The organism is Kitasatospora sp. NPDC127067 (genome assembly GCF_042724755.1).
GTDB classification, from domain to species: Bacteria; Actinomycetota; Actinomycetes; order Streptomycetales; family Streptomycetaceae; genus Kitasatospora; species Kitasatospora lactacystinica.
Map to the genome: position 1 here is coordinate 58,429 of NZ_JBHXEM010000037.1, position 13,367 is coordinate 71,795.

The 13,367-nt window shown below is 77.2% G+C and carries 1 protein-coding gene and 1 pseudogene; one reads left to right on the forward strand and one right to left on the reverse strand.

Annotation, left to right across the window (positions count from 1 at the left end; translation table 11 throughout):
- Window positions 1-136: 136 nt before the first annotated feature.
- Entirely contained in the window at window positions 137-13,183 is a 13,047-nt protein-coding gene (locus tag ACFWJ4_RS17810) for a type I polyketide synthase (RefSeq protein WP_380544913.1), read from the reverse strand.
- Between ACFWJ4_RS17810 and ACFWJ4_RS17815 the strand changes: the two are divergent.
- A pseudogene (locus ACFWJ4_RS17815) lies at window positions 13,182-13,367 on the forward strand (hypothetical protein); the annotation flags it as partial. The gene ACFWJ4_RS17810 and the pseudogene ACFWJ4_RS17815 sit on opposite strands and share 2 nt — an antisense overlap.

Below are 13,367 nucleotides of genomic sequence, written 5' to 3' on the forward strand. Positions count from 1 at the left end.
GGTCCAACCGTTTTTAAGATTGGTGGGGGGCATCCCGCGGGGGCGGGTGCGGGCGGCTCCGCGCGCGGGCGCGGGCGGCCGGGGTCGGCCCCCGCCGGGGCGGGTACGAGACGCTCCCGGGCGGTTCCGCGTCCGGTCACCCTTCGGCGGCCTGCGCACCACCGGGCTCGACCAGGGTGTCCAGCCACTCCCGGACGGCCGCGGCGGTCGTGGCGCCGTGTTCCATCATCACCGTGAAGTGGTTGCCGGGGACGTCGACCGTACGGTGCGGCCGGTCCCAGGTGGCGCGCCAGTCGTCCTCCCGGGTCCACTCGCCGATCGGGTCGGAGGCCCGGACCACCAGGGTGGCGGCGGCGACCTCCTCGGCCCGGAAGCCGAGGTACATCCGGCCGTACCAGGCCTGGGCGGTGAGCCGGGTGTCGGTCATCGGCACGGCCAGCTCCTCACGCCCGAAGGTGCCCTCGGTCAGCTCCGACAGCCACTCCTGGTGCATCGGACGGTCCATCGGATAGGTGTCCACCAGGACCACGCCGGCCACCGGCACGCCCATCGCCTCCAGCCGGCGGGTCAGCGCGTGGGCGAGCAGCCCGCCGCCGGAGTGTCCGAGGAGCACGAACGGAGCGTCCCCGGCGACCTCGACCAGTGTCCTGGCCTGCCAGTCCAGCGAGGCCTCCAGGCCGGCCGGCAGTTGCTCCCCGTCCCGGTATCCGGGCAGCGGCAGCGCGATCACGTCGTGGCTGCCGTTGAAGGAGGCGGCGAAGCGGGCGAACTCGTGCACGCCGCCCAGCGCCGACATGCCGGTGTGGCAGACCACCCGCGGCCGCTTCGGCCCGCGCGCCAGGAAGACCGGCGCGGGCGGCTCGGTGACCTCCTCGGGCGAGTCGAACATCGGCCGGTAGGAGGCCGCGTCGGACAGGAACTCCATGTACTTGTGGAGCTTGTTCTGCCGCATCGACTCGGCGTACAGGGTGCGCAGGATCCCGGTCTGCTCGCGCGGCTCGGCGGCGGCGGACCCGCCGAGGGCCGCCAGGACCCGCCGGGCCAGCTCGGCCGCGGTCCCGCTGTCGAACACCACGGTGCTCTCCAGCGGCACCCCGACGGCCGTCCGGAGCCGGTCGCGCAGCTCGATCGCACTGAGCGAGTTGACGCCCAGTTCCAGGAACGGCCGCTCCGGTGCGACCGCCTCGGCGCCGTCGTGCCCGAGCACGCCGGCGGCGTGGGCGCGGACCAGGTCGAGCACGGCCCGGTGCCGCTCCTCGTCCGGCAGCCCGGCGAGCCGCTCGCGCAGCGCCGCCGCGTCCGCCGGCACCGGCTCGTCGGCCGCGCCGGCGGTGCGCCGTGCGGCCGGGACCCCGTCCAGCAGCCGGCGCGGCCGACTGAGCGTGTACGAGGCGGCGAAGCGCTCCCAGTCGACGTCCGCGACGGTGAGGCAGGCCTCCCGGGGCAGACGGGCGAGCAGGTCGAGCGCCGCGTCCGGGTCCAGCGCCCGCAGCCCGGTGCGGGCCAGCAGGCCGGCGGCGTCGGCGGTCAGCCCGTCGGCGGCGGCCCACGGCCCCCAGGCGATCGAGGTGGCCGCCAGGCCGGCGGCCCGGCGGGCCTCGGCCAGCGCGTCCAGGTAGGCGTTGGCCGCCGCCCGGGCGGGCTGCGCGGCACCCCAGACCCCGGCCACCGAGGAGAACAGCACGAAGGCGCTCAGGTCCAGACCCGAGGTCAGCTCGTGCAGGTGGCGGGCGCCGTCCACGGTGGGCCGCAGCACCTCGGCGATCCGCTCCGGGGTGAGCGCGTCGGCCGTGGTGTCGTCGCCGACCCCGGCCGCGTGCACCACCGCGGTGAGCGGGTGCTCGGCGGGGACCGCGGCGAGCAGCCCGGCGAGCGCCGCCCGGTCGGCGACGTCGCAGGCCGCCACCGTCGCCTCGGTTCCGGCCGCCCGCAGCTCGGCGAGCAGGTCGGCGACGCCGGGCGCCCGCTCACCGCGCCGGCCGACCAGCAGCAGGCGCTGCACGCCCAGGCCGGCCAGTCGGCGGGCGACCCGCCGGCCGAGCGCGCCGGTGCCGCCGGTGACCAGGACGGTGCCGGTGTCCGGCCACCGCACCTGCCCGGCCGCCGCCCCGGCCGGGGCCGGGACCAGCCGGCGGACGAAGACCCGCCCGTCGCGGATCGCGGCCTCCTGCTCCGGTCCGGTGAGCGCCTGCGCGAGGCGGTCCCAGGCGGCGGCGTCCCGGCGCACCGGGAGGTCGACGATGCCGCCCCAGCAGTCCGGACCGGCCAGGTCGAGGCCACGGCTGAGGCCCCAGACGGTGGCCTGGCCCGGGTCGGCCGGCGGGTCCGCCGGGCCGGTCGACACCGCACCGGCGGTGACCGCCCACAGCGGGGCCGTCAGGCCGGTGTCGCCCAGGGCCTGGGCGAGCGTCGCCAGCTCGGCGACCCGGTCGCCGGGCACCGCGAGCACGCCCGCGAGCGCACCGGCCCCGTCGAGCACGGTCCGCAGCCGCGCGGCCAGCGCCGCGCGGTCCGTCCCGCGGGTTCCGTCACCCGCGTCGCCCGCGTCGCCGTCGACGGCCAGCCGCAGCGTCCGGGCCCCGGCGGCGACCAGGCTGCTCTGCGCCTCGGCCGCCAGCTCCTCGCCCTCCGGGGCGACGACCAGCCAGATCCCGTCCAGCACGGCCCGGCCGGACGGCGCGGCGGCCGGCTGCCACAGCACCCGGTGGCGCCAGGCGTCGGTGCGGGCGTCCTGGCGACGGCGGCGACGCCACGAGGACAGCGCGGTCAGCGCCGTCCCGACGGCCTCCGGTCGGGCGTCCAGGGTCTCGGCCAGCTCACCGAGGTCCTCGCGCTCGACCGCCTCCCAGAACCGTTCCTCCGCCGGGTCGACGGGCTGCGCCGCCGCCGTCGGCTCCGGCCAGTAGCGGTCCCGCTGGAAAGCGTAGGTCGGCAGGTCCACCCGCCGGCCACCGGGCAGCACGGCCGCCCAGTCCACCGGCACGCCGGCCGCCCAGAGCCGCCCGACGGCGGACGGCACGTGGTCCCGTCCCTCGCGCAGCAGCGGCACGCCGACGGCGTCCGGAACGATCCGGGCCACCAGCGCGGACAGCACGCCGTCGGGGCCCAGTTCGACGAACCGGGTCAGGCCCTGGCGGTGCAGGGTCTCGACGCCGTCGGCGAAGCGGACGGCCTCACGGACCTGGCGCACCCAGTAGTCGGGGGTAGTGAGCAGGCCGGGTTCGGCGATCCCGCCGGTCAGGGCGGAGACCACCGGGATGCCCGGCTCGCTGAAGGCCAGGCCCTTCAGGACGGCCGCGAAGTCGTCCAGCATCGGCTCCATCAGGGCCGAGTGGAAGGCGTGCGAGACGGCCAGCCGGCGCGTCCTCACCCCGGCCGCCGACCAGCGCGCGGCGAACTCCTCGACCACCTCGACGGGGCCGGAGACCACCACGGCGGCCGGGCCGTTGACGGCCGCGACGTCCAGGCGGCCGACGGTCGCCTCGCGGACCTCGGCCTCGGTGGCCTGGACCGCCAGCATCGCGCCGCCCTCGGGCAGTGCCTCCATCAGCCGGCCGCGCGCGGCCACCAGGGCGCAGGCGTCCGGCAGCGGGAACACCCCGGCGCAGTGCGCCGCGGCGATCTCGCCGATCGAGTGGCCGAGCATCAACTCCGGGACCACACCCCAGGATTCGAGCAGCCGGAACAGTGCCACCTCGACCGCGAACAGCCCGGCCTGCGCCCACACCGTCCGGTCCAGGTCCTCGGTGCCCTCGAACACCACGTCCTTGACCGAGCGGTCCAGCAGCAGGTCGAACTCCGCGCAGACCGCGTCGAAGGCCTCCGCGAACACCGGGTGGCGGGCGTGGAGGTCACGTCCCATCCCGGCCCGCTGCGCACCCTGGCCGGTGAACAGGAACGCCACCCGGCCGTCGCCCGCGCGCTCGGAGACCACGGCCGCGCTCGGCGCGCCGTCGACGACGGCGGCCAGCCCGCGCAGCAGTTCCTCGCGGTCGGAGCCGACGACGACCGCCCGGTGCTCCAGCGCGGCACGGGTGGTGGCCAGGGCGCGGCCGACGTCCCGGAGGTCCGTCGTCCCGTGCTCCCGCACGTGCTCGCGCAGCCGTTCGGCCTGGCCGCGCAGCCCCTCGGCGGTACGGGCGGACAGCGCCCACGGGACGGGGCCGAGGCCGGCCCCCGCCACCGCCACCGGCGCGGGCGCGGGCGCCGGCGCCGGCGCCGGCCCGGGCTCGGGGCGTTCGATGATCACATGGGCGTTGGTGCCGCTGATCCCGAAGGAGGACACGCCCGCGCGGCGCGGCCGGTCCAGCTCGGGCCAGGAGCGCGCCTCGGTGAGCAGTTCCACCGCGCCCGCCGACCAGTCCACCTCGGCGGTGGGCTCGTCCACGTGCAGGGTCGCCGGGAGCACCCCGTGGCGCATCGCCTGCACCATCTTGATCACGCCCGCGACGCCCGCCGCGGCCTGGGTGTGGCCGATGTTGGACTTCACCGAGCCGAGCCAGAGCGGCTCGCCGGCGCGATCCCGGCCGTAGGTCGCCAGCAGCGCCTGCGCCTCGATCGGGTCGCCCAGCACGGTGCCCGTGCCGTGCGCCTCGACGGCGTCCACCTCGGCGGCCGACAGCCCGGCACTCGCCAGCGCCTGCCGGATCACCCGCTGCTGGGCGGGCCCGTTCGGGGCGGTGAGGCCGTTGGAGGCGCCGTCCTGGTTGACCGCGCTGCCCCGGACCACCGCGAGCACCTCGTGCCCGTTGCGGCGCGCGTCCGAGAGCCGCTCCAGCACCAGAAGACCGACGCCCTCGCCCCAGCCCGTACCGTCCGCGCCGGCCGCGAAGGCCTTGCACCGGCCGTCGGCGGCCAGGCCGCCCTGGCGGTCGAACTCGCCGAACACCCCGGGGGTGGCCAGCACGGTGACACCGCCGGCCAGCGCGAGCCCGCAGTCGCCCTCGCGCAGCGCCTGCGCCGCCCAGTGCAGGGCCACCAGCGAGGAGGAGCAGGCCGTGTCCACGGTGACGGCCGGGCCCTCCAGGCCGAAGGTGTACGCCACCCGGCCGGAGATCACGCTGTTCGCCGTCCCGGCCAGCACATGGCCCTGGACCTCCTCCAGGCCGCCGGCGGCACCGTAGCCGGAGTTGGAGGCTCCGACGAAGACGCCGATCTGTTCGCCGCGCACCGAGCGCGGGTCGATCCCGGCGTCCTCGAAGGCCTCCCAGGAGGCCTCCAGCAGGATCCGCTGCTGCGGGTCCATCGCCAGCGCCTCGCGCGGCGAGATCGCGAACAGCCCGGCGTCGAACTCCGTCACGCTCTCCACGAAGCCACCGCGCGCCGCCGCCGCGCCGACCGCTTCGAGCGGCCAACCCCGGTCGGTCGGGAAGCCGGTGACCCCGTCGGCTCCGGCCGCGACCAGATCCCACAGCCCGGCCGCCGAACGCACCCCGCCCGGATAGCGGGCGCTCATGCCCACGATCACGACGGGATCGTCCGCGACGGCCACCGCCGCACCGGCCTGCTCCGCCACCGCCTCGGGCACCGACTCCAGCAGTTCCTCGGCCAGATGCCGCGCCAGCACCACCGGCGTCGGATAGTCGAACACCAGCGTGGCCGACAGCGAGAGCCCGGTCTCCTTCACCAGCAGGTTGCGCAGGGCCACCGCCGTCAACGAGTCGAATCCGAGGTCGCGGAACGCCTGACCGGCGTCCACGGCGTCCATCGAAACGTGCCCGAGGACGGCGGCCGCACCGGTCCGGACCAGGTCCACCAGCATCCGCTCCCGGCGCCCGGCCGCGGTCTCCGCCAGCCGCTCCCGGAACTCCGAGGACCGCTCCACGCCCTCAACCACCGGCGCCTGCGCGCCGACGGCCTCCGGCAGCTCCGCCAGCAGCCGGCTGGTGCGCACGGCCGTGAAGGCCGGCGCGAACAGCTGCCAGTCCACGTCCGCGACGGTCACACAGACCTCGTCCGCGTCCACCGCCCGTGCCAGGGCCGACACCGCCAACTCCGGGTCCATCACGGCCAGGCCACGACGGCGCAGCTGCTCGGCGGCATCGCCCTGGGCAGCCATGCCCTCACCGGCCCACGGGCCCCAGGCCACCGACGTGCCCCGCCGGCCGCGCGCACGGCGCCGCTGCACCAGGGCGTCCAAGTGGGCGTTGGCCGCCGCGTAGGCGCCCTGGCCACCACTGCCCCAGGTCGCCGCGACCGAGGAGAAGACCACGAACAGATCCAGCTCCGGACCGGCCGTCAGCTCGTCCAGCAGGTCGGCGCCGCCGACCTTGCCGGCGAAGACCGGCTCGAACCGCTCGACCGTCTCGCCGTCCAGCACGCCGTCGTCCACCACGCCCGCGGTGTGCACCACGCCCGTGAGCGGCAGCTCGGCGGGCACCGCGGCCAGGACGGCGGCGACCGCGTCGCGGTCCGCCACGTCACAGGCGGCGACCGTCACCCGGGCACCCAGACCGGTCAGTTCGGCCACCAGCTCGGCGGCGCCCGGCGTCCGGTCGCCACGACGGCCGGTCAGCACCAGGTGCGGCACCCCGCGCCCGGCCAGCCAACGCGCCACCTCCGCACCCAGCGCACCCAGACCACCGGTCACCAGCACCGTCCCGGACGGGGTCCAAACGCCGCCGCGGCCGCTCCGCTGCGCGGCCCGCACCACCCTGCGCCCGTAGACGCCCGAGGAGCGCACGGCGACCTGGTCCTCGGCACCGCCGAGCACCGCCACCAGCCGACGGCCGGCCCGCTCGTCCAGCACCGGCGGAAGGTCGACCAACCCGCCCCACAGGTCCGGCAGTTCCAGTGCGGCCACCCGGCCCAGACCCCAGATCTGCGCCTGCGCCGGGCTCACCGACCGGTCCGCCCGGCCCACCGACACCGCACCGACGGTCGCCGACCACAGCCTGGCCCGGACGCCCGCGTCGCCCAGTGCCTGGACCAGCGTCAGCGTCCCGGCCACGCCGGAGGACACCTGCGAGCCCTCCGCCCGCGGCCCCTCGGCCGAGGCGAGCAGCGAGACCACCCCGGCGGGCTCGCCCTCCGGGACCGACGCGCGGATGCGGTCGGCCAGTTCCCGCCGGCCGAGGCCCTCGCCGGCCAGCTTCACCACGTCCGCGCCGGCGGCCCGAAGCGCCGCCTCGACGGCGGCCGAAGGTGCGTCCTCGGCCGTCACCAGCAGCCAACGGCCCGACAGGGAGGACTCCGTCACTCCGGTCAGCGGCTTCCAGACCACCTCGTAGCGCCAGGAGTCCACCACCGAGTCGACCTGGCGGCGCTGCCGCCAGGAGGACAGCACCGGCAGGACGGACGCCAGCTCCTCGGGCGCCCGGTCGATCTCCAGGGCCTCGGCCAGGCCGTCCAGGTCCTGGTTCTCGACCGCCTGCCAGAACCGGGTCTCGGCCGGGTCGGCCGTGAGGCTCCCCAGGTCGAGGGAGCGCGGCCAGTAGCGCTCGCGCTGGAAGGCGTACGTCGGCAGGGCGACCCGACGGCCGGCGGGCAGCACCGCGGACCAGTCGAGCCCGGCCCCGGCCGCCCACAGGGCGGCGAGCGCCCGCAGGACGGTCTCCCGCTCGTCCCGGCCGGGGCGCAGCAGCGGCGCGAACACGGCCTCCCCCACGGCCTGACCGGCCAGGCCGCACAGCACGGCGTCCGGGCCCAGCTCGACGTAGCGGGTGACGCCCTGGCGGTGCAGGGCGTCGACGCCGTCGGCGAAGCGGACGGCCTCGCGGACCTGGCGCACCCAGTAGTCGGGGGTGGTGAGCAGGCCCGGCTCGGCGAGGCTGCCGGTCAGGGTGGAGACGACCGGGATCCTCGGCTCGGCGAAGGTCGACTTCGCGAGGACGGCGGCGAATTCGGCGAGCATCGGGTCCATCAGGGCCGAGTGGAAGGCGTGCGAGACGGTCAGCCGACGGGTCTTGCGGCCCTCGGCCTTCCAGCGCGCGGCGAACTCCTCGACCACCTCGACCGGACCCGAAACCACCACGGAGGTCGGGCCGTTGACCGCCGCCACGTCCAGCCGGCCGCCGATCGCGTCGCGGATCTCGGCCTCGGCGGCCTGGACGGCGAGCATCGCGCCGCCCTCGGGCAGCGCATCCATCAGCCGGCCGCGCGCCGCCACCAGGGCGCACGCGTCCGCCAGCGAGAGGACGCCCGCCACATGGGCGGCCGCCACCTCGCCGATCGAATGCCCGAGCAGCACGTCCGGGACCACGCCCCAGGACTCCAGCAGCCGGAACGACGCCACCTCGACCGCGAACAGCCCGGCCTGCGCCCACACCGTCCGGTCCAGATCCTCAACGCCCTCGAACACCACGTCCCGGACCGGCCGGTCCAGCAGCAGGTCGAACTCCGCGCAGACCGCGTCGAACGCCCCGGCGAACACCGGGAAGGCTTCGTACAACTCCCGACCCATGCCGACCCGCTGCGCGCCCTGCCCCGTGAACAGGAACGCCGTGCGGCCCTCCGCCACGACACCGCTGACGACCCCGCCCGAGGGGCGGCCGTCCGCCAGCGCGAGCAGGCCGTCCAGCAGCGCCGCCCGGTCGTCGCCGAGCACCACCGCACGGTGGGCCAGCCCGGCCCGCCCGGTCGCCAGCGACCACGCCACGTCCTGCGGACGGGCCCCGGACTCCGACGCCCCGGACTCCAGTGCCCCGGACTCCAACTCCCCGGCCAGCCGCGCCGCCTGGGCCTTCAGCGCCCCGGCGCTCTGCGCCGACACCACCCACGGCGTCGGCCCCGTCGCCTCCTCGACCGGCACCTGCTCCTCGGCCGGCGCCTGCTCCAGCACCACATGGGCGTTGGTCCCGCTGATCCCGAAGGCGGAGACGCCCGCCCGGCGCGGGCGACCGGCCTCCGGCCACGGCCGGGCCTCGGTCAGCAGCTCGACCGCGCCTGCCGACCAGTCCACCTGCGGCGTCGGCTCGTCCACGTGCAGGGTGGCCGGCAGCACACCGTTGCGCATCGCCTGCACGGCCTTGATCACGCCCGCCACACCGGCGGCGGCCTGGGTGTGGCCCAGGTTGGACTTCACCGAACCCAGCCAGAGCGGCTCACCGTCGCGGCCCCGGCCGTAGGTGGCCAGCAGCGCCTGGGCCTCGATCGGGTCCCCGAGCCGGGTGCCCGTCCCGTGCGCCTCGACGGCGTCCACGTCCGAGACCGACAGCCCCGCGTTGGCCAGCGCCTGACGGATCACCCGCTCCTGCGAGGGCCCGTTCGGCGCGGTGAGGCCGTTGGACGCACCGTCCTGGTTGACGGCGCTCCCCCGGACCACCGCGAGCACCTGGTGGCCGTTGCGCCGGGCGTCCGACAGCCGCTCCAGCACCAGCACGCCGACGCCCTCGCCCCAGCCCGTACCGTCCGCACCGGCCGCGAAGGCCTTGCAGCGGCCGTCCGAGGCCAGGCCGCCCTGCCGGTTGAACTCGCCGAACGCACCGGCGTTCACCATCACGGCGACGCCGCCGGCCAGCGCCATGCCGCACTCGCCCACCCGCAGCGCCTGCACCGCGAGGTGCAGCGCCACCAGCGAGGAGGAGCAGGCCGTGTCCACCGTGACCGCCGGACCCTCCAGCCCGAACACGTAGGAGACGCGGCCCGAGATCACGCTGTTGGCGGTGCCGGACAGCACGTGCCCCTCGACCCCGTCGAGCAGCTGGCCGTGGCCGTAGCCCGAGGACGAGGCGCCCGCGAAGACGCCCGTCCGGCTGCCGCGCACCTCGTGCGGATCGATGCCGGCGTCCTCGAAGGCCTCCCAGGACGCCTCCAGCAGCAGCCGCTGCTGCGGGTCCATCGCCAGCGCCTCGCGCGGCGAGATCCCGAACAGGCCCGCGTCGAACTCGGTGGCGTCGTCCACGAAGCCGCCGACGGCGCTGTCCACGCCCGGCACCCGGTCCGGCCAGCCGCGGTCGACGGGGAAGGAGGACAGCGCGTCGGCGCCGTCGGCCACCAGGGTCCACAGGTCCTCGGGCGAGCGGACGCCGCCGGGGAAACGGCAGCCGATGCCGACGATCGCGATCGGCTCGTCCAGGCCGGCCGGGACCGCCGCCGACTCGGCGCCGGCCGGGCCCGCCTCGGCTCCGAGGTCCAACTCCCGTTCCAGGTAGGCCACCAGGGCGGTCGGCGTCGGGTGGTCGAACACCATGGTCGCGGGCAGCCGCAGGCCGGTCTCCCGGTTCAGCCGGTTGCGCAGCTCGACCGCCGTGAGCGACTCGAAGCCCAGGTCCTTGAAGGTCCGCGCGGCCTCGACGGCCCGGACGTCCGGGTGCTTGAGCACGGCGGCGACCTCGCTGCGGACCAGGTCCAGCAGGATCTGCCGGCGCTGCGCCTCGGGCAGCGGGGCGAGCCGGCGGCCGAGGTCCGGACGCCGGTCCTCGCCGGCCGGCTCCTCGTCCGCCGTCCGCGCCTCGGGGAGGTCGGCCAGCAGCGGGCTGACCCGGGTGGCGGTGAAGGTGTCGACGAAGCGGGGCCAGTCGATGTCGGCGACGGTCAGGCAGTCCTCGCCCGCGTCGACGGCCCCGGCCAGCGCCTCGATCGCCAGGTCCGGGTCCATCGGCACCATGCCGCGCTCGCGCAGGTGGTCGCGGACGGCGTCGGTCGACACCATGCCCACCTCGCCCCAGGCGCCCCAGGAGACCGAGGTGCCGGGCAGGCCTTCGGCCCGGCGCCGGAGGACCAGCGCGTCCAGGTAGGCGTTCGCGGCCGCGTAGGCCGCCTGGCCGCCGCTGCCCCAGATCCCGGCGCCCGAACCGAAGGTGACGAACATCCGCAGGTCCAGGCCCCGGGTCAGCTCGTCCAGGTGCAGCGCGCCGGCGACCTTGCCGCCGAGCACCTCGGCCAGCTCCGCCGGGCCGGTGCGGTCCAGCATCATGGCCTGGCCGACGCCGGCCGCGTGCACCACGCCGACCAGCGGGAACTCCGCCGGGATCCGCGCCAGCACGCCGGCCAGCGACTCCCGGTCGGTCAGGTCGCAGGCGGCCACGGTCACCCGGGTGCCCAGCGCCTCCAGTTCCGCGACCAGGTCCGCCACGCCCGGCGCCGCCGTGCCGCGCCGGCCGAGCAGGGTCAGGTGCGGCACGCCGCGGCCGGCCAGCCAGCGGGCGACGACCGCGCCGAGCGCGCCGGTACCGCCGGTGACCAGCACCGAGCCGGGCAGTTCGAGCGTCGTCCCGGCCGCGCGCGGGGCGCGGGCCAGGCGGCGGGCGAACACCCCGGAGCCGCGCACGGCGAGTTGGTCCTCGTCCCCGGCGGCGCCGCCGAGCAGCGCCACCAGCCGGGCTCCGGCCCGGGCGTCCAGGACGGCCGGAAGGTCGATCAGCCCGCCCCAGCGGCGCGGGTACTCCAGCGCGGCGACCCGGCCGAGGCCCCAGGCCAGCGCCTGGACGGGGCTGCGCAGCGGGTCCGCGCGACCGATCGACACCGCGCCGCCGGTGAGCGACCAGAGCGGCGCGTCGAGGTCGGCGTCGCCGAGGGCCTGGAGCAGGGTGACGGTCGCGGCCGGCCCGGCCGGGGCCTGCGGTGCGTCCTCGGCGCTCGCCAGCAGCGAGACCGCACCCGTGGCGGAGCCGACAGCGCTCAGTCGTTCGGCGAGCTCCGTACGGTCGGCGTCGGCGGCGACGGTCAGCTCGACCACCTCGGCCCCGGCCGAGCGCAGCAGGTCGGCGACCTCCCCGCCGTTCCCGCCCTCCGGAAGGGCGAGCAGCCAGCGGCCGCCCAGCCGGGGGTGCGCGGGCAGGTCGGGGACGGGGGTCCAGGTGACCCGGTAGCGCCAGGAGTCGACGGTCGCGCCCCGGCGGCGGCCGCGGTGCCAGCCGGCCAGCGCGGGCAGCACCGCGTCCAGGACCCCGGGCGCCTCGTCCAGCCGCAGGGTGGCGGCCAGTTCCTCGGCGTCGCCGCGCTCGACGGCGTCCCAGAACCCGCTCTCGGCGGGGTCGCCGCCCCCGGCCGCCCGCGCCGGGGCGGGCAGCGGGTCGGGCCAGTAGCGGCGGCGCTGGAAGGCGTACGTGGGCAGCGCGGTGCGCGTGCCGCCGGCGAAGGCCGCCGACCAGTCGACGGCGACCCCGGCGGTCCACAGCTCGGCGGCGCCCGCCAGGAGGCGGTCCGGGCCGCCGTCCTCGCGGCGCAGCGTGCCGGTGACCGTCACCGGGGTGCCCGCCTGGTCCGCGGTGTCCTGGATGCCGATGGTGAGCACCGGGTGCGGGCTGCTCTCCACGAACACCGAGCGGCCGTCGGCCAGCAGGGCGCGGGTGGCCTGCTCGAAGCGGACGGTGGAGCGCAGGTTGTCGTACCAGTAGCCGGCGTCCATCCGCGCGGTGTCGATCGGCGCGCCGGTGACGGTCGAGTAGAAGGCGATGCCGCTGGAGCCGGGGGTGATCGGCGCGAGGTCGGCGAGGATGCGCTCGCGCAGCTCCTCGACCTGCGGGGAGTGCGAGGCGTAGTCCACCGGGATGCGGCGGGCGCGCACCTCCCGGGCCTCGCAGAGCGCCAGCAGCTCCTCGACGGGGCCGGCCTCGCCGGAGACCACGGTGGAGGCGGGGCCGTTCTCCGCCGCCACGCAGAGGCCCTCGCCCCAGGGGGCGATCAGCTCGGTGGCCCGCTGCCGGCCGACGGGCAGCGAGACCATGCCGCCGCGGCCCGCGAGGGCGGCGAGCGCCCGGCTGCGCAGCGCCACGACCCGGGCGCCGTCCTCCAGCGTCAGGCCGCCGGCGACGCAGGCCGCCGCGATCTCGCCCTGGGAGTGGCCGACGACCGCGGCCGGGCGGACGCCGACCGAGCGCCAGGCCTCGGCCAGCGACACCATGACCGCCCAGAGCACCGGCTGGACGACGTCCACCCGGCTCAGGTCGGGGGCGTCCGGCGCGCCGCCCAGCACCTCGGACAGCGACCAGGGGACGTACGGCGCGAGCGCCGCCTCGCACTGCTCCAGCCGCTGCCGGAACGCCGGTGAGGCGTCCAGGAGTTCACGGGCCATCGCGGCCCACTGGCTGCCCTGGCCGGGGAAGACGAAGACCACCCCGGTGCCGCCGGCGGCCTCGCCGCGCACCAGGTTGGCCGCCGACTCCCCGTCGGCCAGCGCCTGCAGGCCGGCCAGCAGTTCCGCGCGCTCGGCGCCGAGCACCACGGCGCGGCTGGGCAGCGCGGCCCGGGTCAGCAGGGAGCGGGCGACGTCCACCGGCCGCGGGGCGTCGTCCGCGGTCATGGCGTCGCGCAGCCGGACGGCCTGGCCGCGCAGCCCGTCCGCCGTCTTCGCGGCCAGCGGCCACGGCAGCGGGCCGGCGGTGAGCGCGGGCCCGGTGCCCTCGGCGGGGGCGGTGCCCTCGGCGGGGGCGGCGGCGGGCTCGACGGGCTCGGGCTCCGGGGCCTGCTCCAGGATGACGTGGGCG

Excerpts from the sequence above, each read along its gene's own strand:
- ACFWJ4_RS17810 (WP_380544913.1), bottom strand. The coding sequence starts at position 13,183 with ATGACCGCGGACGACGCCCCGCGGCCGGTGGACGTCGCCCGCTCCCTG.